Source organism: Pseudomonas sp. MDV22-iso1 (genome assembly GCF_058145095.1).
Map to the genome: position 1 here is coordinate 61,238 of NZ_JBYVMF010000016.1, position 24,515 is coordinate 85,752.

At 59.1% G+C, this 24,515-nt stretch carries 27 protein-coding genes; 15 read left to right on the top strand and 12 right to left on the bottom strand.

Features of this window, described 5'->3' with window-relative positions:
* The first annotated feature begins 128 nt into the window (after positions 1–128).
* The 6 genes from minD (at position 129) to AC3ZVB_RS18535 (ending at position 6,058) form a co-directional block, all read left to right on the top strand.
* Positions 129–941 (top strand): septum site-determining protein MinD, encoded by an 813-nt coding sequence (gene minD / locus AC3ZVB_RS18510; RefSeq protein WP_045060222.1) that lies wholly within the window; start codon positions 129–131, stop codon positions 939–941.
* Complete coding sequence (minE, locus tag AC3ZVB_RS18515) at positions 941–1,195, top strand: cell division topological specificity factor MinE (RefSeq protein WP_162437501.1); 255 nt, start codon at positions 941–943, stop codon at positions 1,193–1,195. The genes minD and minE overlap by 1 nt, the downstream gene beginning before the upstream one ends.
* A 172-nt stretch (positions 1,196–1,367) precedes the next feature.
* Positions 1,368–2,003 (top strand): RluA family pseudouridine synthase, encoded by a 636-nt coding sequence (locus AC3ZVB_RS18520; protein WP_490147359.1) that lies wholly within the window; start codon positions 1,368–1,370, stop codon positions 2,001–2,003.
* A gap of 220 nt (positions 2,004–2,223) precedes the next feature.
* Positions 2,224–3,513: a M18 family aminopeptidase gene (locus AC3ZVB_RS18525; protein WP_162437503.1), complete on the top strand. Its 1,290-nt coding sequence runs from the start codon at positions 2,224–2,226 to the stop codon at positions 3,511–3,513.
* A 134-nt stretch (positions 3,514–3,647) separates the two neighbouring features.
* The gene (locus tag AC3ZVB_RS18530) at positions 3,648–3,824 is read left to right on the top strand and encodes a hypothetical protein (protein WP_178114294.1); all 177 of its coding nucleotides are present in this window, start codon (positions 3,648–3,650) and stop codon (positions 3,822–3,824) included.
* Between the two features lie 77 nt (positions 3,825–3,901).
* Complete coding sequence (locus AC3ZVB_RS18535) at positions 3,902–6,058, top strand: mechanosensitive ion channel family protein (RefSeq protein ID WP_490147360.1); 2,157 nt, start codon at positions 3,902–3,904, stop codon at positions 6,056–6,058.
* A 240-nt stretch (positions 6,059–6,298) separates the two neighbouring features.
* Here AC3ZVB_RS18535 and AC3ZVB_RS18540 read toward each other — a convergent pair whose 3' ends face one another.
* The gene (locus tag AC3ZVB_RS18540; protein ID WP_162437505.1) at positions 6,299–7,972 is read right to left on the bottom strand and encodes a DEAD/DEAH box helicase; all 1,674 of its coding nucleotides are present in this window, start codon (positions 7,970–7,972) and stop codon (positions 6,299–6,301) included.
* Between the two features lie 432 nt (positions 7,973–8,404).
* Here AC3ZVB_RS18540 and AC3ZVB_RS18545 point away from each other — a divergent pair, with 432 nt between their 5' ends.
* On the top strand, positions 8,405–9,196 hold the full coding sequence (locus tag AC3ZVB_RS18545) for a crotonase/enoyl-CoA hydratase family protein (protein ID WP_490147361.1): 792 nt from the start codon (positions 8,405–8,407) through the stop codon (positions 9,194–9,196).
* A 39-nt stretch (positions 9,197–9,235) separates the two neighbouring features.
* On the opposite strand, the gene AC3ZVB_RS18550 is transcribed toward AC3ZVB_RS18545, so the two are convergent.
* Positions 9,236–9,991, bottom strand: coding sequence for a spermidine synthase (locus AC3ZVB_RS18550; protein ID WP_490147362.1), 756 nt, complete (start codon positions 9,989–9,991; stop codon positions 9,236–9,238).
* Positions 9,992–10,126: 135 nt separating this feature from the next.
* Between AC3ZVB_RS18550 and AC3ZVB_RS18555 the strand changes: the two genes are divergently transcribed.
* The gene (locus AC3ZVB_RS18555; RefSeq protein WP_162437508.1) at positions 10,127–11,473 is read left to right on the top strand and encodes a class II 3-deoxy-7-phosphoheptulonate synthase; all 1,347 of its coding nucleotides are present in this window, start codon (positions 10,127–10,129) and stop codon (positions 11,471–11,473) included.
* A gap of 105 nt (positions 11,474–11,578) precedes the next feature.
* Here the strand turns inward: AC3ZVB_RS18555 and AC3ZVB_RS18560 are convergent, their stop codons facing one another.
* The gene (locus AC3ZVB_RS18560; RefSeq protein WP_490147363.1) at positions 11,579–12,808 is read right to left on the bottom strand and encodes a winged helix-turn-helix domain-containing protein; all 1,230 of its coding nucleotides are present in this window, start codon (positions 12,806–12,808) and stop codon (positions 11,579–11,581) included.
* A gap of 64 nt (positions 12,809–12,872) precedes the next feature.
* Complete coding sequence (locus tag AC3ZVB_RS18565) at positions 12,873–13,088, bottom strand: DUF1127 domain-containing protein (RefSeq protein WP_490147364.1); 216 nt, start codon at positions 13,086–13,088, stop codon at positions 12,873–12,875.
* 96 nt (positions 13,089–13,184) lie between these two features.
* On the opposite strand from AC3ZVB_RS18565, the gene AC3ZVB_RS18570 reads away from it, so the two are divergent.
* On the top strand, positions 13,185–14,039 hold the full coding sequence (locus AC3ZVB_RS18570) for a LysR substrate-binding domain-containing protein (protein WP_194692390.1): 855 nt from the start codon (positions 13,185–13,187) through the stop codon (positions 14,037–14,039).
* On the opposite strand, the gene AC3ZVB_RS18575 is transcribed toward AC3ZVB_RS18570, so the two are convergent.
* A complete protein-coding gene (locus AC3ZVB_RS18575) occupies positions 14,029–14,778 on the bottom strand; it encodes a sulfite exporter TauE/SafE family protein (RefSeq protein ID WP_162437512.1) in 750 nt (249 codons plus the stop codon). The genes AC3ZVB_RS18570 and AC3ZVB_RS18575 overlap by 11 nt on opposite strands.
* Positions 14,779–14,884: 106 nt before the next feature.
* On the opposite strand from AC3ZVB_RS18575, the gene AC3ZVB_RS18580 reads away from it, so the two are divergent.
* From AC3ZVB_RS18580 to AC3ZVB_RS18590, 3 genes are all read left to right on the top strand, one after another.
* A complete protein-coding gene (locus AC3ZVB_RS18580) occupies positions 14,885–15,841 on the top strand; it encodes a LysR family transcriptional regulator (protein WP_490147365.1) in 957 nt (318 codons plus the stop codon).
* A gap of 69 nt (positions 15,842–15,910) precedes the next feature.
* The gene (locus tag AC3ZVB_RS18585; protein WP_490147366.1) at positions 15,911–16,372 is read left to right on the top strand and encodes a MarR family winged helix-turn-helix transcriptional regulator; all 462 of its coding nucleotides are present in this window, start codon (positions 15,911–15,913) and stop codon (positions 16,370–16,372) included.
* A gap of 299 nt (positions 16,373–16,671) precedes the next feature.
* Positions 16,672–17,091 (top strand): organic hydroperoxide resistance protein, encoded by a 420-nt coding sequence (locus AC3ZVB_RS18590; RefSeq protein WP_123406683.1) that lies wholly within the window; start codon positions 16,672–16,674, stop codon positions 17,089–17,091.
* Between the two features lie 74 nt (positions 17,092–17,165).
* Here AC3ZVB_RS18590 and AC3ZVB_RS18595 read toward each other — a convergent pair whose 3' ends face one another.
* Both AC3ZVB_RS18595 and earP read right to left on the bottom strand, forming a co-directional pair.
* On the bottom strand, positions 17,166–17,735 hold the full coding sequence (locus AC3ZVB_RS18595; RefSeq protein ID WP_162437515.1) for an elongation factor P: 570 nt from the start codon (positions 17,733–17,735) through the stop codon (positions 17,166–17,168).
* A 48-nt stretch (positions 17,736–17,783) separates the two neighbouring features.
* A complete protein-coding gene (gene earP, locus AC3ZVB_RS18600) occupies positions 17,784–18,926 on the bottom strand; it encodes an elongation factor P maturation arginine rhamnosyltransferase EarP (protein WP_490147367.1) in 1,143 nt (380 codons plus the stop codon).
* Between the two features lie 123 nt (positions 18,927–19,049).
* On the opposite strand from earP, the gene AC3ZVB_RS18605 reads away from it, so the two are divergent.
* Together AC3ZVB_RS18605 and AC3ZVB_RS18610 are read left to right on the top strand one after the other, a co-directional pair.
* Positions 19,050–19,472, top strand: coding sequence for a hypothetical protein (locus tag AC3ZVB_RS18605; RefSeq protein ID WP_490147368.1), 423 nt, complete (start codon positions 19,050–19,052; stop codon positions 19,470–19,472).
* A 2-nt stretch (positions 19,473–19,474) separates the two neighbouring features.
* Positions 19,475–19,957 carry a GreA/GreB family elongation factor gene (locus tag AC3ZVB_RS18610; RefSeq protein WP_162437518.1) on the top strand — a complete coding sequence of 161 codons (483 nt, stop codon included), beginning with the start codon at positions 19,475–19,477 and terminating at the stop codon, positions 19,955–19,957.
* Positions 19,958–19,971: 14 nt separating this feature from the next.
* Here the strand turns inward: AC3ZVB_RS18610 and cysB are convergent, their stop codons facing one another.
* The 5 genes from cysB to AC3ZVB_RS18635 form a co-directional block, all read right to left on the bottom strand.
* A complete protein-coding gene (gene cysB / locus AC3ZVB_RS18615) occupies positions 19,972–20,946 on the bottom strand; it encodes an HTH-type transcriptional regulator CysB (protein WP_010461327.1) in 975 nt (324 codons plus the stop codon).
* 113 nt (positions 20,947–21,059) lie between these two features.
* Positions 21,060–21,563, bottom strand: coding sequence for a universal stress protein (locus AC3ZVB_RS18620; RefSeq protein ID WP_490147369.1), 504 nt, complete (start codon positions 21,561–21,563; stop codon positions 21,060–21,062).
* Between the two features lie 94 nt (positions 21,564–21,657).
* On the bottom strand, positions 21,658–22,563 hold the full coding sequence (locus tag AC3ZVB_RS18625; RefSeq protein ID WP_490147370.1) for a 5'-nucleotidase: 906 nt from the start codon (positions 22,561–22,563) through the stop codon (positions 21,658–21,660).
* 24 nt (positions 22,564–22,587) lie between these two features.
* Positions 22,588–23,544 (bottom strand): putative 2-dehydropantoate 2-reductase, encoded by a 957-nt coding sequence (locus tag AC3ZVB_RS18630; RefSeq protein WP_490147371.1) that lies wholly within the window; start codon positions 23,542–23,544, stop codon positions 22,588–22,590.
* Positions 23,541–23,927, bottom strand: a complete 387-nt coding sequence (locus AC3ZVB_RS18635; RefSeq protein ID WP_490147372.1) for a thioredoxin family protein — start codon at positions 23,925–23,927, stop codon at positions 23,541–23,543. Before AC3ZVB_RS18635 ends, AC3ZVB_RS18630 begins: the two co-directional genes overlap by 4 nt.
* Between AC3ZVB_RS18635 and AC3ZVB_RS18640 the strand changes: the two genes are divergently transcribed.
* The gene (locus AC3ZVB_RS18640) at positions 23,926–24,369 is read left to right on the top strand and encodes a PilZ domain-containing protein (RefSeq protein WP_162437523.1); all 444 of its coding nucleotides are present in this window, start codon (positions 23,926–23,928) and stop codon (positions 24,367–24,369) included. The two genes, AC3ZVB_RS18635 and AC3ZVB_RS18640, sit on opposite strands and share 2 nt — an antisense overlap.
* Positions 24,370–24,515 lie beyond the last annotated feature (146 nt).

Consider the following 24,515-nt stretch of genomic DNA (forward strand, 5'->3'; position numbering starts at 1 on the left):
AAAAGCAGTGTTTACCGAAGGTAATCGCCGTTCAGGGCCGGATTCCAGCCAAGGCTGTCCGACTGCAGTAGTTTTCTAGAGATGTTTTTCAGGGGCTAAATGTCCTTTTTCCTTAGGGGTGAAACACCTTGGCCAAGATTCTCGTGGTTACATCCGGCAAGGGTGGTGTGGGTAAGACCACCACCAGTGCCGCTATCGGTACCGGCCTCGCACTGCGCGGTCACAAAACAGTTATCGTCGACTTCGACGTGGGCCTGCGTAACCTCGACCTGATCATGGGTTGCGAACGTCGCGTGGTGTATGACTTCGTCAACGTCGTCAACGGCGAAGCGAACCTGCAACAGGCCCTGATCAAAGACAAGCGCCTGGAAAACCTTTACGTCCTCGCCGCCAGCCAGACCCGCGACAAAGACGCGCTGACCGTCGAAGGCGTGGAAAAAGTCCTGATGGCGTTGAAAGAAGACTTCGAATTCGTGGTCTGCGACTCCCCGGCGGGCATCGAGAAAGGCGCCCACCTGGCCATGTACTTCGCTGATGAAGCGATCATCGTGACCAACCCGGAAGTGTCCTCGGTACGTGACTCGGACCGTATGCTCGGCCTGCTGGCCAGCAAATCCCGCCGCGCTGAAAAGGGCGAGGATCCGATCAAGGAGCACTTGCTGCTGACCCGCTACAACCCGCAACGCGTGAATGACGGTGAAATGCTCGGCGTCGAAGACGTCAAGGAAATCCTGTCCGTCACCCTGCTGGGTGTCATTCCCGAATCCCAGGCAGTGCTCAAGGCTTCCAACTCGGGTGTACCGGTGATTCTCGACGACCAGAGCGATGCCGGCCAGGCATACAGCGATGCCGTTGATCGTCTGCTGGGCAAAACCGTAGAGCATCGTTTTCTCGATGTCACGAAGAAGGGATTCTTCGAGCGCCTGTTTGGAGGTAGGTAATGAACCTTTTTGACTTCTTTCGTGCCAACAAGAAGACAAGCACAGCCTCGGTAGCGAAAGAGCGTCTACAGATCATCGTGGCGCATGAACGCGGCCAACGCAGTACACCGGACTACCTGCCAGCCTTGCAGAAGGAACTGGTCGAGGTGATTCGCAAATACGTCAATATCGGGTCCGATGACGTGCATGTCGCTCTGGAAAACCAGGGCAGCTGCTCGATTCTGGAACTCAATATCACCCTGCCTGACCGCTAGTCGATCAGACAGGAGCCACGGCGGCTCAGGCTTACGCCCCTGTGGGAGCAAAGCTTGCTCGCGATAGCATCCATCCGGTTCGGACCGGGTTGCCTGCATCGCGAGCAAGCTTTGCTCCCACGGATTTGCGAAAGCCTGAGCCGCCGTTGGCATTTGTTACGAGGCTGTTTTAATGCCGCTGTCCAACGTCCACATCATTTATCAGGACGCCGCCGTATTGGTGGTGAACAAGCCTACGTTGCTGCTTTCCGTCCCTGGCCGGGCTGACGACAACAAGGACTGCCTGATTACCCGCCTGCAAGAAAACGGCTACCCGGAAGCGCGAATCGTCCACCGACTGGACTGGGAAACCTCCGGCATCATTCTGTTGGCGCGTGACCCGGATACTCATCGCGAGCTGTCCCGGCAATTTCACGACCGCGAAACCGAAAAAGCCTACACCGCACTGTGCTGGGGTCAGCCTGAACTCGATAGCGGCAGCATCGATTTGCCGTTGCGCTACGATCCGCCGACCAAACCACGTCATGTGGTTGACCATGAATTCGGTAAGCACGCCCTGACCTTCTGGCGCGTGCTGGAGCGATGCGGCGACTGGTGCCGGGTCGAACTGACGCCAATCACTGGCCGCTCCCATCAACTGCGCGTGCACATGCTGTCCATTGGTCATCCACTGCTGGGTGACGGGCTGTACGCCCACGAACAGGCGCTGGCTGCCTGGCCACGACTGTGTCTGCACGCGAGCATGCTGAGCTTCACCCATCCGCAAACCGGTGAACGCCTGCGCTTCGGGTGTCCGGCACCGTTCTAAAGCAAAAGCAAAACCCTGTAGGAGCGAGCCTGCTCGCGAAAAACCCAAGGACGCCGCAGCGCATTTGGTTTTCCGCGTAATCGCTCACGACCTTCGCGAGCAAGCTCGCTCCTATAGGGATCTCCTGCGGACCCGATACCGTGGACCGCCTAACCAGCACTCCCCCGCCAATTCTTTGATCAATACGTTAAACTGGCGCCATTGCTGTCTGGAGCTACTTATGCGCGAAGAGTTGAACCAAGGCCTGATCGACTTCCTCAAGGCCTCCCCTACCCCGTTTCATGCCACTGCCAGCCTTGTACAGCGCCTGGAAGCGGCGGGCTTTCAGCGCCTTGATGAGCGCGAGCCCTGGACCACCGAAGCCAACGGCCGATACTACGTCACCCGTAACGACTCCTCGATCGTCGCCATCAAGATGGGCCGTCACTCACCGCTACATGGCGGTATTCGCCTGGTGGGCGCCCATACCGACAGCCCGTGCCTGCGCGTCAAGCCGCAACCTGAACTGCAACGCCAGGGTTTCTGGCAGCTGGGTGTCGAAGTGTACGGTGGTGCGCTGCTGGCACCCTGGTTTGACCGAGATCTGTCCCTGGCTGGCCGTGTCACCTTTCGTCGTGACGGCAAGGTCGAGAGCCAGCTGATCGATTTCAAGGCGCCCATCGCGACCATTCCCAACCTGGCGATTCACCTCAATCGTGAAGCCAACATGGGCTGGGCGATCAATGCGCAGACTGAACTTCCACCGATCCTCGCGCAATTTGCCGGCGACGAGCGCGTCGACTTCCGCGCAGTGCTCACCAATCAACTGGCACTGGAACATGGTCTGAACGCCGACGTGGTGCTCGACTACGAGCTGAGCTTCTACGACACCCAAAGCGCGGCGGTTATTGGCCTGCACGGCGACTTCATCGCGGGCGCGCGCCTGGACAACCTGCTGTCGTGCTACGCCGGCCTGCAAGCATTGCTGACGGCCGAGACCGACGAAACTTGCGTTCTGGTGGCCAACGACCACGAAGAAGTCGGCTCCTGCTCGGCGTGCGGCGCCGATGGCCCGATGCTTGAGCAAACCTTGCGCCGCCTGCTGCCCGAGGGTGACGAGTTCGTACGGACCATCCAGAAGTCCCTGCTGGTGTCGGCCGACAACGCCCATGGCGTGCATCCCAACTACGCCGACAAGCATGACGCCAACCACGGCCCGAAACTCAACGCCGGCCCGGTCATCAAGGTCAACAGCAACCAGCGCTACGCCACCAACAGCGAAACCGCCGGGTTCTTCCGCCATCTGTGCATGGCCGAAGAAGTACCGGTGCAGAGCTTCGTGGTGCGCAGCGACATGGGTTGCGGCTCGACCATCGGCCCGATTACCGCCAGTCACCTGGGCGTGCGCACCGTGGACATCGGCCTGCCGACATTCGCCATGCATTCGATCCGTGAACTGTGCGGCAGCCATGACCTGGCCCACCTGGTAAAAGTGTTGAGCGCGTTTTACGCCTGCCAGGAACTGCCGTAACAAATCCCCAGGCAAACTGTGGCGAGGGGTTTTATCCCCTCACCACAACTGGCCCCTCATTTTTGACACACCTCAACACCGGCTCGTTAAAAGCCACCTAGACTTAAATTACCCCAAGACAAGGCAGTCGCTCCATGATCTCCATGCAGTCCTTCCACGCCATGCTGATTCCGATCCTGTCCGGGATGATCCTGCTCGCCATCGGCTTCAATTTCCGTGACAAGAATGCCGGCGTGTTCGCCATGTGGATCGGCATGCTGACGATCCTCGCCACCGTGGTGTTCAAGATCCTCGCCAAACTTAACGAATAAATCCGCTCCCCGGCTCGCATTGATTTTAGCGGGCTCGTACACTCGGTCGATCTGCTCATTCCAAGGTTGACCGCCTAGTGTTCGCTCGTCTTTTCGCCCTGCCGTATCTCCTCCTCGTCTGCCTCATGACGCTCTTGCCAATGGCGCCAGCCCAGGCCGTCGGCCTGCCGAGCCTGCTCAACGGTTCGGCGAAAGCCCAGCCAGAAGCCCAGGAACCGCTGGGGCAATCCCTTGACGAAGTCATCAAGTCGCTGGAGAACGATCAGCAGCGGGCCAAGTTGCTCGCCGACTTGAAGAAGTTGCGCGATGCCACCAAAAAGGCCCAGCCCGCCGCCGAACAGGGCGTACTCGGATTGATCGGCGGGACACTGGCAAGTCTCGAGAAGCAGTTTTCCGGCGCCGACAGTCCACTCACGCGCTGGTCCGAAGAGTACGAACTGACCAAGGAAGAACTGAAAGCCTTGATCGTGCCGGCCAATGAATGGCTGCCGATCATCTTTGCCTTTGCCATGATCCTGATGGTCTGGAGTTTGCTCGCCGCCGTGCTGATCTGGCTCAGTCACCGGGTGCGCATGCGCTTCGGCCTGACCGAAGAGTTGCCGCAACATCCCAGCGCCCTGGACATGCTGCGTTTCGCCTTGCGCAAGCTCGGGCCGTGGCTGATTGCACTGGTGATGACGGTCTACATGACCTACGCCCTGCCCTCGTCATTGGGCAAAAGCCTGGCCATGGTGTTGGCGTATGCGCTGGTGGTGGGCACCTGCTTTTCGGCGATCTGCGTCATCGCCTTCTCCCTGCTCGACGGCCCACACCGTCACCGTGCCCTGTACATCCTGCGCCATCAGGCCTTTCGGCCGTTGTGGCTGATCGGCAGCTTCGCCGCATTCGGCGAAGCCTTGAGTGATCCGCGGCTGGTTGAAAGCCTCGGCACCCACCTGGCGCACACCGCCGCAACGATCGCCAATGTCCTGGCCGCACTGTCCACCGGACTGTTTATCCTGCGCTTCCGCCGTCCAATCGCGCACTTGATCCGCAACCAGCCACTCTCACGGCGCCTGACCCGCCGCGCACTCAGCGACACCATCGATATCCTCGGAACCTTCTGGTACATACCCGCCTTGGTACTGGTGGGCATTTCGTTGTTTGCCACTTTCGTGTCAGCTGGCGACACCAGCACTGCGTTGCGTCAGTCGCTTATCTGCACGGTGCTGTTGGTGCTGTGCATGGTTATCAATGGACTGGTGCGCCGCCACTCGCTCAAACCACAGCGAGGCGTGAAGCGGCATGCGTTGTATTCGGATCGACTGAAAAACTTTTTCTACACCCTCGCCCACCTGCTGGTGTGGCTGGCGTTCATAGAACTTGGCCTGCGCGTCTGGGGCATGTCTCTGATTACCTTCACCGAAGGCGAAGGTCATGAAGTCAGCGTCAAACTGTTCAGCCTGGCGGGAACGCTTATTTTTGCCTGGCTGATCTGGATTCTCAGTGACACCGCAGTGCACCACGCCCTCACCCGCTCGCGCAAAGGCCTGGCAAATGCCCGCGCGCAGACGATGATGCCGCTGATCCGCAACGTGCTGTTCGTGGCGATTTTCATCGTTGCGCTGATCGTTGCGCTGGCGAACATGGGCATGAACGTCACGCCACTGCTGGCCGGTGCCGGCGTGATCGGCCTGGCCATTGGTTTCGGTGCCCAGTCGCTGGTCGCCGACCTGATTACAGGGCTGTTCATCATCATTGAGGACTCCCTGGCCATCGACGACTACGTGGACGTTGGCGGCCACCTCGGCACGGTTGAAGGCCTGACGATTCGCACCGTGCGCCTGCGAGACATCGACGGCATCGTCCACACCATTCCGTTCAGCGAAATCAAAAGCATCAAGAACTACTCCCGGGAATTCGGTTACGCGATTTTCAGGGTGGCCATCCCTTCCGCCATGAACATCGATGACGCGATCAAGTTGATGCGCGATGTGGGGCAGAAGATGCGGACGGACCCACTGCAACGGCGCAACATCTGGTCGCCACTGGAGATTCAGGGCGTCGAGAGTTTCGAGTCGGGCAACGCAATACTTCGCGCCCGATTCAAGACCGCTCCGATCAAGCAGTGGGAAGTCTCCCGTGCGTTCAACCTGTTACTCAAGCGGCAACTGGATGAAGCAGGGCTCGATCTGGCGACACCGCGCATGAGTGTGCAAGTGATCACGGCGGGTGGCGGACCGGTAACGGACTAACCTTGTAGCCGCTTTGTGGCATTTGGAACAGCTGCAATGTGGCGAGGGGATTTATCCCCGTTCGGCTGCGTAGCAGTCGTGAATTCGGGCAGCGCGGTGCATCAGATAGATATTGCGTTCAGGTTTTACGACTGCTGCGCAGCCGAACGGGGATAAATCCCCTCGCCACAACGCAGGCATAAAAAAATCCCCGAACCAGTCGGGGATTTTTTATGTTTGATCAATCAGCTCGAGAGCGGATCAATCTTCGCGGTAGCGACGCAGCTTCAACTGCTTACCGGCAACGCGAGTGTCCTTCAGCTTGGTCAGCAAACGCTCCAGACCATCTTCCGGCAGCTCAACGAGGCTGAAGCTGTCACGCACCTGGATGCGACCGATCGCTTCACGAGCCAGGCCGCCTTCGTTCAGGATGGCGCCCAGCAGGTTCTTGGCGGCGATACCATCACGCGCGCCCAGCGCGGTACGGCAACGAGCACGGCCTTCAGCCAATGGAACCGGAGCACGACGCTCGCGATCACCACGGTCCGGACGATCACCGGTACGCTCAGGACGATCGCCACGCGGTGCATTGTTCGGCACCAGTGGACGTTCTTTCTCGATCGCAGCCAGGGTCAGTGCTTGACCGTTTGTAGCCTTGCGCAGCAGGGCCGCGGCCAGGGCACGCGGGCTGCAACCGATGTCGGCAGTCAGACGATCCAGCAGATCACCGTGAGTCGATTCAGCATCAGCAACCAGCGGCGACAGGCTGTTGGTCAGTTTCTTGATGCGGGCATCGAGAACGGCCTGAGCATCCGGCAGGCGGACTTCAGCCACTTTCTGACCGGTTACACGCTCGATCACTTGCAGCATGCGGCGCTCACGCGGAGTCACCAGCAACAGCGCACGACCTTCGCGACCGGCACGGCCAGTACGGCCGATACGGTGAACGTAGGACTCTGGATCGTACGGCATGTCAACGTTGAACACGTGAGTGATGCGCGGAACGTCCAGGCCACGAGCAGCAACGTCGGTCGCCACAACGATGTCCAGACGGCCATCCTTGAGGGAGTCGATCACGCGCTCACGCTGATTCTGGGCAATGTCACCGTTCAGCGCAGCGGCTTTGTAGCCTTTGGCTTCCAGGGCACTGGCCAGGTCCAGGGTCGCTTGCTTGGTGCGCACGAACATGATCAGGGCGTCGAAGTCTTCGACTTCCAGCAGGCTCAATACAGCCGAGGTCTTCTGGTCAGCGTGAACCAACAGGTGAGCCTGTTCGATCGCGGTAACGGTCTGGGTCTTGGTCTGGATCTTCACGTGCTGCGGGTCACGCAGGTGACGTTCGGCAATGGCACGGATCGACTGTGGCAGGGTCGCCGAGAACAGTACGGTCTGACGGGTCGCTGGCAGAGCCTTGAAGATGACTTCCAGGTCGTCCATGAAGCCCAGCTTGAGCATTTCGTCAGCTTCGTCGAGAACCAGGTGGTTCACGGTCGACAGGACTTTCTCGTCGCGACGCAGGTGGTCGCACAGGCGGCCCGGGGTAGCGACAACGATCTGTGCGCCGTTACGGATTGCTTTCAGTTGTGGGCCCATAGGCGCGCCGCCGTAAACGGCCACAACGGTAACGCCCGGCATTTGCTTGGCGTAGGTTTCGAAAGCGGTTGCTACTTGCAGCGCCAACTCACGGGTTGGCGCCAGGATCAGGGCTTGCGGCTCGCGCTTGGCAGGATCGATGCAATGCAGGATCGGCAGGGCGAAAGCGGCGGTTTTACCCGTACCGGTTTGCGCTTGGCCAATCATGTCGTGGCCGGCCATGATGATCGGGATCGATTGCTGCTGAATAGCCGAAGGCTCTTCGTAGCCAGTCGCAATGACGGCTGCAAGAATATTCGGATTAAGATTAAAAGCGGCGAAGCCGCCGGTTTCCTGGGTCATGGGTCTGCCTCTAAGTGCATCCGCAAAGACCCATGCTCCAAAGCTGCGCATGCCGTGTAAGACTCAAGAGTCGCCCTGGCTGCTTTGTCGGCGGGGATTTGCGAAAACGAATGAATGAAAAAGATTCGTCAAGGGAGAGTCCGGTGTGCGGACGTGCAGCCGAAGCTGACTTCGGGGAATTGCGCTACCTAAACGCGGCCCGGTTAAAGGCCGGCGCGCACTATACCGGAATTCGCCCAAAAAGGGAGCATTATTTGTCGGAAAACTGACGGATACACCGTTATGTCACAAGCTTTGCGCATAATCGCGCAACGGTCTATTTTTCAAAGGCCCAGCCCTGCTGGGGATGGCGCTAAAACGGTTCACCCTGACGACAAAAACTTGCGGTCTCACTGACGCCTTCCCACCTCTTCCCGCCCGAAGAAATGTTCCATGGATCAGTCCAGCTGCAGTCGAGTCAGCCGCGAACGGCGCGGTCATGTCCTGTTAATCGGTCTGGACCGGGTGGCCAAGCGCAACGCCTTCGATCTGCAACTGCTCAACGAACTCAGCCTGGCCTATGGCGAGCTCGAAGCGGACAGCGACGCGCGGGTGGCCGTGGTGTTCGGCCACGGGGAGCATTTTACCGCCGGGCTCGACCTGGTCAGTGCCAGCGCGTCCCTGGCTGAAGGTTGGCAGGCGCCTCCGGGTGGCTGCGATCCCTGGGGTGTATTTGCCGGGCCAAGGGTGAGTAAACCGGTGATTGTCGCTGCACAAGGTTACTGCCTGACCATCGGCATCGAGCTGATGCTGGCCGCTGACATCAACCTGTGCGCCAGCAACACCCGTTTTGCCCAGAAAGAAGTGCAAAGGGGGATATTCCCGTTTGGCGGGGCCACGCTGCGCCTGCATCAGGTCGCGGGCTGGGGCAATGCCATGCGCTGGTTGCTGACCGGCGATGAATTCGATGCCCACGAGGCGTTGCACCTGGGGTTGGTGCAGGAAGTCATGGCCAGCGAGGATTTGTTGCCACGGGCGATTGAGCTGGCCGAACGGATTGCCCGGCAGGCGCCGCTTGGGGTTCAGGCGACATTGATGTCGGCTCGCCAGGCACGGTATGAAGGGGAAACTGCAGCGGCGCAGGCGTTGCCGCCGCTGGTGAAGAAGTTGATGGCGAGTGAAGATGCCAAGGAAGGGGTGCGGTCGATGGTCGAGAAGCGGCCGGGCGTTTTCAAAGGCTGCTGAAGGCAGCACCACAGCTCCCCTACAGGAGCCTCAACAACCTCAAGTAGCCGGGCGAATCGCCTTGATCAACGGCTGCAACGAATACCCCAGCAGCGGCGCCAGTCCTTCAGCCCGCGCGATCAGCCCATCCATGTCCAGTTCCTGATCCAGCTCCGAAGGCACGATCAAAATCACGTTGCCCTCCTTCACCGGCAACTCCCAGTAATGGCGGTGGTACAAACCGCGTAGCAGCGCCGCGCCCAAGGGTTTTCCATCATCGGTGGCCCATTGGTTGATCACCAGCCAGCCGCCTGGATTCAGGCGCTTCTGACAGTTTTCCAAAAAGCTCCAGGCCAGATGCCCGACACCCGGACCGACATCGGTATAGAGGTCGACGAAAATCAGGTCGGCAGGCTCGGCGGTGTCGAGCAGTTCCAGCGCATCGCCCACACGGATATACAGCCGCGGGTCATCATCCAGCCCAAGGAACTCGATGGCGAGGCGCGGTACATCGGGACGCAGCTCGATAGCCTCGACGTCTTCCAGCGGCAGAAACTTCAGGCAGGCCTGGGTCAACGTCCCTGCACCGAGCCCCAGAAACAACGCACTCTCCGGCTGATCGTGGCACAACGCGCCGATCAACATCGCGCGGGTGTAGTCGTATTCGAGCCAGCTGGGATCGGCAGTAAACACGCAACTCTGTTCGATGGCGTCACCGAATTCGAGAAAACGGTAATCGGCCACTTCCAGCACGCGTATCACGCCGAACTCATCCTGTACCTCGGCGAGCAGATGCTCGACGCGCTCCTCAGTCATTTCGTCTCCAGATCATTACCGGGCCTGCCGCAGCTTGAAGCGGCAAAGGCGCGATTGTCCGCGAAGCAACGGGAACAGGTCACGCATTAATTGCTGATAACATGACGGTCCGAGCGTAAACCAACCGAGACCGTGATGAGCCAACCCTGGAGTCCTGACAGCTGGCGCGCCTTGCCGATCCAGCAACAACCCCACTACCCCGACGCGGCGCATTTGCTGCACGTCGAGCAAACGCTGGCCAGCTATCCGCCGCTGGTGTTTGCCGGTGAAGCCCGGGAGTTGCGCCGTCAGTTTGCCGAGGTGACCCAGGGCCGCGCGTTTCTGTTGCAGGGCGGCGACTGCGCCGAGAGCTTCGCCGAGTTCTCCGCCGCGAAGATTCGCGACACGTTCAAAGTGCTGCTGCAAATGGCGATCGTCATGACGTTTGCTGCCGGATGCCCGGTGGTCAAAGTTGGACGCATGGCCGGGCAATTCGCCAAGCCACGATCAGCCAACGACGAAACCATCGACGGCGTGACCTTGCCGGCGTACCGCGGAGACATCGTCAACGGCATCGGTTTCGACGAGAAAAGCCGTGTGCCGGACCCGGAGCGCTTGCTCCAGTCCTATCACCAGTCCACGGCGACCTTGAACCTGCTTCGGGCCTTTGCCCAAGGCGGTTTTGCCGACCTGCACCAGGTGCATAAGTGGAACCTGGATTTCATCGCCAACTCGGCACTGGCTGAAAAATACAGCCACCTGGCCGATCGCATCGATGAAACCCTGGCCTTCATGCGCGCCTGCGGCATGGACAGTTCGCCACAGCTGCGCGAAACCAGTTTTTTCACCGCCCACGAAGCGCTGCTGCTGAACTACGAAGAAGCCTTCGTGCGTCGCGACAGCCTGACCAACGATTACTACGACTGCTCGGCGCACATGCTGTGGATCGGCGACCGCACCCGTCAGCTCGACGGCGCTCATGTCGAGTTCCTGCGGGGCGTGAACAACCCGATCGGCGTCAAGGTCGGTCCAAGCATGAACCCCGACGATCTGATTCGTCTGATCGACGTGCTAAACCCGGACAACGACCCAGGTCGTCTGAACCTGATTGCCCGGATGGGCGCGAACAAGGTGGGTGATCATCTGCCCGCGTTGATCCGCGCCGTGCAGCGCGAGGGCAAGCAGGTGCTCTGGAGCTCCGATCCGATGCATGGCAATACCATCAAGGCCAGCAGCGGCTACAAGACTCGCGACTTTGCGCAGATTCTTGGAGAAGTGAAGCAGTTCTTCCAGGTTCACGAAGCGGAAGGCACTTACGCCGGTGGCATCCACATCGAGATGACCGGGCAGAACGTGACCGAGTGCATCGGTGGCGCGCGACCTATTACCGAAGATGGATTGTCGGACCGGTATCACACCCATTGCGATCCGCGGATGAATGCCGATCAGTCGCTGGAATTGGCGTTTCTGATTGCCGAAACCTTGAAGCAGGTTCGGCGGTAAATCACTTTGAAACAATCGCTAGCGGGCTAGCTCCCACATTTTTACCGCGCTGTTCTGCCGAACGCGTTCAACTGTGGGAGCTAGCCTGCTAGCGATCAGGCCAGCTCAGGCACCCTCAATCGCAGCCAATGCTACCCGCAACCTTGCCGCACTCACCCGCTGACAATTCAACTGCACCCGCGTCAGCCCCAGCCAATCCGCCATCCGCCGCAAATTCATCGCCAACGCCAGCATTCCCTCGTCATCCAGCCCCGGCTCTTCCTCGTGTACCGCATGCACCGCCAACCTCCCCTGGGCCCTTTCCGCACGCAGGTCCACCCGTGCCGCGATCCTTTCATGGTGCAAGAACGGCAGCACGTAATAGCCGAACACCCGCTTGTCCTGCGGCGTGTAAATCTCCAGCCGATAACGAAAATCGAACAATCGCTCGGTGCGGCTACGCTCCCAGATCAGTGAATCGAAGGGTGAAAGCAACGCACTGGCCTCGACCTTGCGCCGCACTTTGGGCTCAGGCAGACAATAGGCCGGTTGCCGCCACCCCTGCACCTCGCAAGTCAGTAACGCCCCCTCCTCAACCAGCTCGGCGAGACGCGGGCGAGCATCACCCGGGCTAAGCCGGAAGTAATCGCGCAGATCCTTTTCCGTCGCCACGCCCAAGGCAGTCGCGGCATGCAGCAACAGTCCCCGCTGGGCCGCCGCCTCATCAAGGACAGGTTGCTGGAGAATCGCCGAAGGGATCACTCTTTCCGGCAGATCATAAAGCCGCTCGAAGCCACGCCGCCCCGCCACGGTCACTTCACCTGCAGCGAACAACCATTCCAGCGCATGCTTTTCAGCGCTCCAGTCCCACCAGGGTCCGGCCCGTTCTTCGCGAGTCGACAGGCTGCCGGCCCCCAGCGCCCCGAGCTCCTCAACCGAAGCCAGCACCCGGCGAATCGTGTCCTGTTGCTCACGACCAAACCGCGCCAGTTGTTGATAGATGTCCTCGCCACGGGTCGCGCGCAGCATTCGCCAGCGCATCAACGGATACATCGACAAAGGCAACAGCGAGGCTTCATGGCCCCAGTATTCGAACAGCGTGCGTCGCCGGCCCTGACTCCAGGCAGCCTGGTCGAGCAAGTCGGAGGAGTAGCTGCCGAGGCGGGAAAACAACGGAAGGTAGTGCGAACGCACCAGCGCATTGACCGAATCTATTTGCAGGATGCCCAGACGTTCGATCAGGCGATTGAGCTGCGCCGCCTTGATCGTCGCTGGCGGCTGGCGCCCGTTGAATCCCTGGGCAGCCAGCGCCAGACGCCGAGCCTGTTTGATGGAGAAGGACAGTGTTGCGGGCATGAGCATCTCCTTGTCTGCTCGCAACCTACCTCACCGGAAGAGGGTTTGTGTAGGTGTGAATGACTCATTTGTGCATCGGGTCATCCCAGAATGGACGGACCACTTCGTGCTCGACATCTGCACGACTCAGGCCGATGTCCTTCAACGCTTCGTCGCTCATCCCGGCCAACAGTTCGCGTTCACGGTGCAATTCGTACCAGCGAGTCAACTTGTGCAGCAAATCAGATACGACATGGATGGAATGTTTTTCTGCGGCTACGACTTCGTTTTGACCTTTCATCTTGTTGCCCTCCGTTTGGGATGGCTCAAGTGTCGCGCTGGCGCTAAGATCAATCCAACGAATGTTTCTTATGCAACACATCTCGGAGATTGATGTATGTCAGCCTTCCCAAGTATCGACACCGAAGTGCTGCGCACCTTCGTCGCCATTGCCGACCAAGGTGGTTTTACCCGTGCAGGGGAACTGGTCAACCGCACGCAATCTGCCGTAAGCATGCAGATGAAGCGGCTTGAAGAGGATGTGTTGCAGCGCCAGTTGTTCCAGCGTGACGGTCGCCAGGTGCGGCTGACGGCGGAAGGCCAGGTATTGCTGGGCTATGCCAGGCGCATTCTGAAGTTGCACAGCGAGGTGTTCAACACGCTGCGCGAACCGCACATGGTCGGCATGGTGCGTATCGGCACGCCCGACGATTATGTGATGCGGTTTCTGCCGGGGATTCTGCGGCGGTTTGCACAGTCCTACCCGCTGATCCAGATCGAGGTCCATTGCGAATCATCAAAACAATTGCTGCTGCGCCAGGACCTGGACTTGTCCATCGTCACTCGCGAGCCGGGCAACGAGATCGGCCAGTTGTTGCGCAAGGAGCGTTTTGTCTGGGCCGAAGCGCAATGTTTCAGCGCCCATGAGCAAACGCCGTTGCCCTTGGCGATGTTCAACAGTGATTGCTTCTGCCGGTTGTGGGCCTGCAATGCGCTGGACGCCATGGGCCGGGATTATCGGGTCGCATACAACAGTTCCAGCCTGTCGGCGATCATGGCGGTGGTCAGCGCCGGCCTGGCCGTCACCGCACAACTGGAAAGCCTGATCACGCCGGACATGCGCATTCTAGGTGAAGCCGAGGGCCTGCCGGAGTTGCCCGAGGCGAGCATCATGCTGGTGCGTAACCTGCACAATCCGTCGCCGATCACCGAGTGCCTGGCCGAACACATCGTAGAAGGCTTCAAACTTTAAAGGCGAGCATCACCGCGCACAGCACCAGGAAGGCGCAAAAAAGCCCGCGTAGCAGCCGCTCCGGCATGGCGTGGGCGATTTTCACGCCCCAGCTGATGCTCATCAGGCCACCGACGGCCAGCGGCACGCCGATCATCCAGTCGACTTGATGGTGCACGGCGTACGTGACCAACGTGACGCCAGTGCTTGGCAACGCCAGTGCCAGCGATAAACCCTGGGCAACCACCTGGCTTGTACCAAACAGGCTGGTCAACACCGGAGTTGCCACAACCGCCCCGCCGACACCAAACAGCCCACCCATGGAGCCGGACGCAGCGCCAAGGACACCCAGCCACGGCCAGGAATAACGCATCTGCGACGACGCGGGTGCGTTAGCGGTAAACATGCGCACCAGGTTGTAGGCCGACAGGGCAATCAGGAAGGCGACGAAGCCGACGCGCATGGTTTGCGCATCAATGCCCACTGCCCAGATCGAACCGAGCCAGGCGAAGCAGAATCCCATCGACGCCAGCGGCAACGCGTGGCGCAGTTCGATCCGGTTGCGCTGGTGATAACGCCACAGCGCCAGCATCACGTTGGGTACAACCATGACCAGCGCGGTGCCCTGAGCAATCTGCTGATCGAGACCGAACAGCACGCCCAGCAGTGGAATCGCGATCAAGCCGCCGCCAATACCGAACAAACCACCCAGCGTACCGAGGGCAGCGCCAAACACCAGGTACATCAAAAACTCGATCACGGCCAATTTCCCTTCCTGTCAGAAGGCTCATCCTACGCAGTCACTGCTGGCAGTGAAACGCACAGCAACGCACAATGGCTGTGCCCACTTCGCATAAGCAACGCTCATGAACCCCAATCAATTGACCGAACAGCTCGGGTTGTTTCTTGATGTGCTGGAAACCGGCAGCTTTTCCGCCGCCTCCCGCCGTTATCCGCTGACGCCCTCCGCAGTGGCGAGGCGCATCGACAGCCTGGAACACGCCGTCGGCAGCCAATTGTTCATCCGCAGCACCCACGCTGTGCGTGCGACACCTGCCGGCCTGGCTTTTGCCGAACGTGCACGGCGGATCGTGGCGGAATTACGACTCGCCAGGGCGGAAGCGGTTTCCCTGAGCAGTGCGCCGGAAGGATTGATCCGGATTGATGCGCCCGCCGCGTTCGGGCGTCGGCACCTGGCACCGGTGATTGCCGACTTCCTGATGCTCTATCCGGGCCTTGATGTGCAGTTGCACCTGATCGACAGCTTTGTCGACATGCAGGGCTTGAACCTGGGCAAAGTCGACCTGGTACTGCGCGCAGGGCAAATGGCCGATACGCGTTTGGTGGCCACGCCATTGGCGAGCATGGTGCGCATCGCCTGCGCCAGCCCCGATTACCTGAAGCGCCGGGGCGTACCGAGCGAGCCGGCGCAACTGGTTGAACATGACGGTCTCGACTGGGAGGGTCTGGCACCACTGTTTGCCTGGCGATTTGAACGCAACGGCCAGCTGCAAGTGCATCGCCCCGCGCGTATCCGTATGAGCGCAAACAATGCCGAAGCGCTGGTCTGCGGCGCGCTTGCCGGGCTTGGCGTTGCGCACTTGCCAACCTGGCTGGCCAGCGAATACCTCGTGCGCGGCGAGTTGCTGCCGTTGTTCTGCGACAACGGTCTGCCCGATCCGGAAAGCACCGGAATTTATGCATTGCGTCTGGAACAACAACCCAATCCACGCAGCCGACTGCTGCTGGAATATCTCAAGAGCCGGTTCAGTCCAATCCCGCCATGGGATCTGGCGCTTCAGAAAAACCTGGAACGGCACTAGCCGAGAATTATCTGGCGCATCAAAGATTAGCCCGCTAGATTCATGACGATCATTGATCAAGGCTTCGACATGACCAAAAAGCACACCGCTCCCAATAACTGTGACCACCTGCTGCTGGATAATCAGGTCTGCTTCGCCCTGCATTCCACGTCGTTGATGATGACCAAGGTTTACAAGCCGCTGCTGCAAGCCTTGGGTCTGACCTATCCGCAGTACCTGGCGATGATGGTGTTGTGGGAACGTGACGGGATGACTGTCGGTGAAATCAGCACGCGCCTGCTGACCGATCCTGGCTCGTTGACGCCTCTGCTCAAACGCCTGGAAGTCGAGGGTTTACTGAGTCGTACGCGCAGTCGTGAGGATGAACGGGTGGTGATTGTCGAACTGACGGAGCAAGGTCGTGCATTGCGGGACAAGGCACGTGATATTCCGCAATGCATCCTCGGTGCCAGTGGGCAGACGCTGGAGCAATTGCAAAAGCTGCAGGCGGATTTGCAGGCATTGCGTCGGCATTTGCAGGACAGTCTCTAAACCTCGCCCCACCTTGACCCCTGGGAGGCGAACCTGCTCGCGATAGCGGTGAGCCAGTCAACACATGATGTGCCTGCCATACCGCCATCGCGAGCAGGCTCTCTCCCACATTTTTTTTGCGCTGCTCTTGGCATTTAAACCGCTCTATTCCGCTGCTCTGCGTCACACGGCCTCATCGAAGGGAAATTTTCTCAAAAATTTATCTTGCGCGCTAAATATTAGCGAGATACATTTATCTCGCACTTACTTAGCGCGCAAACATTTAGCGCAGACAGTCAATCCAGATCGAGGCTCTCACCATGCAAACTCTCTACACTGCAATTGCTACCTCCACCGGCGGCCGTGACGGTCGTGCGGTGTCCAGCGACAACATTCTCGATGTCAAACTGGCCACCCCGAAAGAACTCGGCGGTGCGGGCGGCGCGGCGACCAACCCTGAGCAACTGTTTGCTGCCGGGTACTCCGCCTGCTTCATCGGCGCACTGAAGTTTGTGGCCAGCCAGACCAAACGCACCATTCCAAACGACGCCTCGATCACCGCCCATGTGGGCATCGGCCAGATTCCTGGTGGTTTCGGTCTGGACATCGACTTGCACATCAGCCTGCCAGGCCTGGAACAAGCCGATGCGCAATCGCTGGTTGAAGCGGCGCACCAAGTCTGCCCTTACTCCAATGCGACCCGTGGCAACGTCGACGTGCGTTTGCATGTAACGGTTTAAGCGCGATCTGTTGATCTTGCAGGCACAAAAAAGCCCGACTCAATGGTCGGGCTTTTTCATTCCTGAAGCTGTGCTTATTTAGCACGGCCTTTGTAGGAACCGCCATCGCGGGTATCGATTTCGATCTTGTCACCGATTTCGATGAAGTCAGCAACTTGCAGCTCAGTACCGTTGCTCAGCTTGGCAGGCTTCATCACCTTGCCGGACGTGTCGCCACGAGCCGAACCTTCGGTGTAGTCAACGACGCGCACGATAGTGGTCGGCAGCTCTACGGATACCAGACGCTCTTCGAAGAAGATCGCTTCGCAAACATCGGTCATGCCTTCTTCAACGAAAGGCAGAACGGCTTCGATGTCTTCAGCGTTCAGCTCGTACATGGTGTAGTCAGTGGTGTCCATGAACGTGTAGGTGTCGCCGCTGATGAAGGACAGGGTCGCTTCTTTGCGGTCGAGGATCACGTCGTCCAGCTTGTCGTCAGCGCTGTAAACGATCTCGGTCTTGTAACCGGTCAGCAGGTTTTTCAGCTTGGTCTTCATGATCGCGCTGTTACGACCAGACTTGGTGAATTCAGCTTTCTGAACCAACCATGGATCGTTTTCGAGACGGATCACGGTACCGGGTTTCAGTTCTTTACCAGTTTTCATTGCGAATATCCGAATTTGGATGGGATTTACAAAAATCTAGGCCGCGTATCATATCCAATTTACATAAAACTGTACCAGCGCTGCGGCAAGATCATCCTGCAAGGCCTGTTCCAGACACCACGCTTGCGCATGTTTTTCCAGCTCCGGCCCGTGTTTACGGGTGGATTGCCAGTGGTCGGTCATTTTGTCACCGGCATTCCAGGCGCGCCAAAGGCCGCTGATCGCGTCGCTGGCAGGTGCCGACAGGCCCTTTGTGTACAACGTGAGGAACGCTTCGAGCTTGTCGAGGTGAATATCCTCGTCTTGCCGGTAGATGTGCCAGAGCAATGGCCGCCCCGCCCACTGGGCGCGGACGAACGAATCCTCGCCCCGCACGGCATTGAAGTCGCAGCACCACAGCAACAGGTCGTATTGATCCTGCCGGACGAATGGCAGCACGTGCACCGTCAACGCATCGCGCACGTGCACGGCACCGGCCGTCAACCCCTCGAGACCGAGCCAGCGCTCCACATCACCGAGAATCCGCCCTTCAGGTACCAGCAGATGCGTGGGCATCGGATCGGTCGCCATGGCGTCGAGCCAACTTGCGAGCCCGGTATTTTCGTAGGCGAACAACGAGATCAACTGCGCTCCCGGCAAGCGATCAATCCCCAAGCCCTGCAGAAAGGTTCGCTGTGCTTCAGCATTCTGTTGAAACTGCTGACGCCGCTCCAGCAAACCGCTTTCACGCAGCAAACCGCCGGTCCCCTTGCGGAACCCCGGAAAGAAAAAGAACTTCTGCACGTTCTTGTATTTGACCGACGGCAAGCCGTGACAACCAACGACCCAGTCTTCAGCACTCAGATAATCAAGGTTCAACCACAGCGGCGGTTGTCCCCGAGTGGCCATGGCATCCATGTAAGGGCTCGGCAATTGGCAGGCAAAAGCGGCAATGACCACATCGGCGGATTCGGCAGGTTGCCAGTCGGCGGGCCAATGTCTGACCTCGACACCTTGTTGCCATTGTTGCGAACGCGTGATGTCGATGTCAGGACACAGGCGCTCGAAGGCGCGCAGATCATCAACCCATAAACGCACAGCCACATCGTGCTCGGCCACCAGCTGTCGAGCCAGGCGCCAGGTCACACCGATGTCGCCAAAGTTATCGACCACGGTGCAAAAAATATCCCAGCGGGTTTTCATTTCAGGCATTCCAGGCTCCCGTTGGCAAAGGCGGCGATTGTCCGCATAAATGACTCCGTGCAGAAGAGCCGACGCCGATTAATCTTCATGCGACAATCGCCGCTCGCCCGCCATCATCGCCAGGAGGCAGCCATGCCCTACCGTCCCGCCACCCGCCGCCCGATTTCGATACAGCTCAACGTGCTGAAACTGAGCGGCAGTATCGCCCTGGGATTATGGTTGGGATTTATCGCCATAGCGCTGACCTGCTGGCTTGCCTCGCGCCTGTTTTTTCCGGAGCAACTCGCGCCTGTCACCTCCGCTGTCGAGCACTGGGTCAAACCGCCCGTGCCAGAGCAAGTGGAACTGCAGCCACGGCCGGACATTCCTCCACAGAGCCCACTGTTCGAACAGTACGAAGAAAACCTGCGCAAAAACGAGCAGCAGCAACGGCTCGATCAGGCGCGAGGCAGCAGCCGTAACCTGGCCAATCCGAAATGCCAGTTCTGGCTGCAACAAGATCAGAACGCGCCCAGCGAAAAAAGCCGCGCCAACGTCCAGCAATTTTGCGATTGAACATGAACAAGAAGATCGTCCACCAACTGATTCTCGACAAGCTGCGCGTCGACCTCGACATCGCCGAGCGTGCCGCGCAAACCGCCTACGAAACTGCGACTCACGAAGAAAACATTGCTGAAAACAAGTACGACACGCTGGGCCTGGAAGCGTCTTATCTTGCTGCGGGCCAAGCGAAGCGCGTTGAGGAAATCAGGCATTCACTGACGCTGTGCCAGAACCTGGCGTTGCGCCCCTATGACGATCAACGGGGCATTGAAGTCGGTGCGCTGCTGGGACTGGAAGACGAGAAAGGTCGTGAGCAGTGGTTGTTTCTGGCGCCCGACGCAGCTGGATTGAAAGTCGATCTTGTGGGGCAACTGATCACGGTTATCACCCCTCGCTCGCCCTTGGGCAAAAGCCTGCTGGGCAAGTTCGAAGGCGATGATGTGGAGATTCTGGTGGCGGGTGCTCGGCAACAGTTTTCTGTTACCGAGGTGGTGTAGGCAGCAGAACCCTATTAATGAACCGGCAGTTCGACGCCGTCGAACAGCTCTTCCAGTTCCTGCTTGTTGTGGCACTGAATGGCTTTGGCCATGACTTCGCGCGTCAGGTGCGGGGCGAATTTCTCGATGAAGTCGCACATGAAGCCGCGCAGGAACGTGCCACGACGGAAACCGATCTTGGTAATGCTGGATTCGAAAAGGTCGCTGGCATCAAGCATCACCAGATCGCTGTCGAGTTTGGCGTCGACCGCCATTTTCGCCACGATGCCGACACCCAGGCCCAAGCGCACGTAAGTCTTGATGACGTCGGCGTCAGCGGCGGTGAACACCACTTTTGGCGTCAGGCCACGATGGCTGAAGGCTTCATCGAGCTTCGAGCGGCCCGTGAAACCGAACACGTAGGTGACGATCGGGTACTCGGCCAACGCTTCAAGCGTAAGTTTCGATACTTTGGTCAGCGGATGCCCCTGAGGCACGACGACGCAGCGATTCCAGCGGTAGCACGGCATCATCACCAAATCACCGAACAACTCCAGGGCCTCGGTGGCGATGGCGAAATCCACGGTACCGTCAGCGGCCATTTCGGCGATCTGCATCGGCGAACCCTGGTGCATGTGCAGGGCCACATCTGGGTATTGTTTGATGAAATTGCTGATCACCGGCGGCAGTGCATAACGCGCCTGGGTGTGAGTGGTGGCGATCGACAGGGTGCCTTTCTTCTCGTTGGAGAATTCCTGGGCAATCTGCTTGATGCTTTCAACTTTGCGAAGGATCTCGCCAGCGGTGGTGATAATGCGCTCGCCGGCCGGGGTGACGCGGGTCAGGTGCTTGCCACTGCGGGCGAAAACTTCGACGCCCAGTTCATCTTCCAGCAGTCGGATCTGTTTACTGATGCCCGGTTGCGAGGTGTAAAGGCTTTGGGCTGTGGCAGAAACGTTGAGGTCGTGGTGCGCCACTTCCCAGATGTAGCGCAATTGTTGAAGCTTCATATGTATCCCTCAAAGCAGGTAGACGCCACGGGCATCAGCGACGGTATATAACTATATTAATGGTTTAAAGAATAAATCTAGAACTTTTTCATCAAAGTGCCAGTATTCCTGTACTAGCGATCCCCGTGACGACGACGCTCAACCAGCGGCACCAGATAGACGGGTACCCTCGACAGCTGTAATACGCGTGCAGCGGTCCTGCCCAGAGGTGTCTCCGCGCCGGCGCCATGGCTATGACTACCTACGATCAGCAAATCCACAGAGAGTTTCTGTGCCTGGTCGAGAATCACTTGGGAAGGATCCCCCTGTATCACCCGTACCGCTTTGATTCGCGCCAGGTCCTGATCCCCCTCATCCCCCAATTCTTCGCGAAAGCTGTCGAGCACCCGCTGCTCGATATTGGCGATCACCGTGTTCAGGCCCTGACTGTGAAAATCGCTTAATGCCTGTTCATCAAGGTAGCTTTGCAGCACCGACTCGGCGAACAATCCCATCGGCTCTACCGCATGCACCACATACAGGTCAGCATCGAATGTGCGCGCCATCGCCAAGGCATGGTGCATCACCAACGGTGCGTACAGGCCGAGGTCAGTGGCATACAGCATCGACCGAATCATATGACCTCCTCGAGTGCCAACATGGCGGAGATTGATTCAGCTTAGCAGTGCCTTGGCGAGTACGACGTCCGGTGTAACGCGTTGAACCGTGGGCTTAAACCTTTTGCTCGTTGCTTATGCCGTGAGGCACGTGACCGGTGGCGACCACTTCACGGGCCAACTCGCAGTGGCCGGCCTGATCGTCGAAAAACACGTCAGCGGCAAACGCTTCGAGAAACGCCGACTTGGTCAGCCCACCGAGGAACAGTGATTCGTCGAGACGGATATCCCACTCACGCAGCGTGCGGATCACCCTTTCATGGGCCGGTGCCGAGCGCGCCGTGACCAGCGCCGTGCGGATCGGGCAAGCATCGTCCGGGAACTCGCGCTGTAACAGGTTCAGGGCCGCCAGGAAGCCTTTGAACGGCCCACCGCGCAAGGGCTCGCGGGCCGATTCGCGCTCGCTGGCCTGAAAGGCTTCAAGGCCACCGGATTGATAGACACGTTCCGATTCATCGGAAAACAGCACCGCATCACCGTCGAAGGCGATGCGCAGTTCGTCGCTGGCCGCTCGGCTGGCACCGCCCGACAGAATCGTCGCCGCCGCAAAACCGGCGTCCAGCGCACTGCGCACATCTTCGGCATGGGTCGACAGAAACAGGTCACACCCAAAGGCTTTGAGATACGGATAGGGACTGCGCCCGCCGACAAACGCCGCACGGGAAATCGCCAGGCCGTAGTGGTGGATCGAGTTGAACACTCTTAATCCGGTATCGGCACTGTTGCGCGACACCAGAATCACTTCGACCCGGGCGCGACCAAGATGGGTGTTGAGGTTGAGGAGTTTTTGCACCAGCGGGAATGCATCACCGGGCTCGAGAAACTCGTCTTCGTGCTCGATCTGATATTGCCGGTAGGCTTCGACGCCGCTGGACAGATAGACCTTGTGGCTTTCGCTCAGGTCGAACAGCGCCCGCGAAGAAATCGCCAGCACCAGTTTATCGTCGATAGTTTTCGCCATGCCCTTCCCCTCTGGTGGATCGACTCAACGGTTACGTCGATCGATGAAGCTCAAACTCTGGAACAAGGCTTCGATGCGTGGCATCTCGCAACCGGCCGCCTTCGCTGCCGCCAAGGGCCGGGCATAGATTGCGGCCAACTCCAGCGGTCGTTTATGCACAAAGTCGTGGTACATGCTCGGCCAGTAGTCGGGCATCTTTTCGGTCATCATGAACAGGTGTTCGGCATAGCCTTGCGGTACCTGGTGGCCACAGGTGATAGCGCCCTGAACCACTTCGGCCATCAGCGCCTTTATCAGCTCGCGGCTATCGGTATCGGCCATCAGAGGCGTCGTGCCTGCCCCGAGCAGGACCGACAGACCGTTATAGGGAATGTTCCAGACGAGCTTCTGCCAACGGGCCTGGTGCAGATTCGGCATTGGCTGGGAGTCGATGCCGGCGGCGCGAAACAGGTCGGCGCCCTCCTCCGAGATCGCCGAACGCGACTGCTCCGAAGTGGCAGGACCACTGTGATAGCCAATGTGCACGGCGCCAAGCGCCTGATGAGTGATGACACCTGGGCTTTCGCGATGGACGCAGATGTAACACAGCCCGCCGAGTACGTGCAGCGAGTCGGGGAGGCATTCGCGCAGGCTGTCTTCCACATCAAGGCCGTTTTGCAACACCAGCACCTTGGCATTCGGCGCTGCGGCCTGAATGATTGCTGGCGCCAGATCGGCGTTGCTGGTGGTTTTGGCGCCCACCAGTAACCAGTCGCAGGGTGGCAAATCGGCGGCCGAGGAGTAGGCCTGGACCGGATTGAGCGTCAGCGCGCCATGTTGCGCGCTGTTGACCTGCAACCCGTGTTCCGTCACGGCGGAAAACTCACTGCGTAACAGAAAGTGCACATCGAAACCGGCACGGGCCAGCATCACTCCGTAAAACCCGCCGATCGCACCGGTACCGATAATGCCGATTGTCGGTTTGGCAACTGCCCCCATCATGGCAACTCCTCTGCTGTTCTCGTCAGCACCTGAGCCACGGCGTCGTTCAGCTCAGTGGTCGTCAGGCGCGATTGCAATGCACCGAAAAACTCACCGTCGCGCACCACAAACAGCGACGGTAAATGAAAGACCTGATAACGCTCCACCAAGCCGCCATTGTTGCCGGCATCAATCCAGCACAGTCGATCGACCGCCAGATACAGTTTCGGCAATTGCGCTCGGGCGAAACGACAGCTGGCGCAGCCCACACTGGTAAAAATCACCAGCGAAACTCCGCTCATCGCCAGCAGCCGTTGGTCAGCATCGAAATCGGTCAGTTCCGATTCGACCACTATACTGGGGGAAACAATGTCAGCTGGCCGACACATGGAGTCCGTGTTCATGGGACGTTTTCTTCCTCACCCTGACGATGTGCCCGTCGAATTAACGTTGCTCAAGCATGAATGTATATCGCGGCAACGGCTGCACACTATCAGCCTCGGGGGCATGGCTTGCAATTACCACCGTGCCTGGCGCCACGGCACGGCGCTCGAGGTGCGCATGCCGACCCTGAATCCCGACCTGCGCTATCTGGGTTACGTCGCCTGGTGCCTGCGGCGCAAGCGCGGCTATCTGGTGGGGATTGCCTTTGTCGATGAGCAGATGCTGTTCAGCGCCCGGATGGGTGAGCAGGTGTGTCAGATCGAGCGATATTGCCGCCTGCATGACGCCCAAAGTGGCCTGCAGGAATCGCAAGCCCTGGCCCTCGAATGGGTCCAGCAGCACGCTGACGAGTTTTCCCACGACACCGTTCACAAGGCATTCGCCCAGGCTGTAGTCGATTAGCGGACATTATCAATTAGTGGAGAATGCCCCTAAAACCGGCGTCTGCCCATTGTCGAGCCACGGTGTAACGCGCTAAGGTTCCGCTCCCCGACGCGCTTAATTTGCTGTGCTCCGCCGCGCGGGTTCGCTGGCGGCCGGCACCCGTG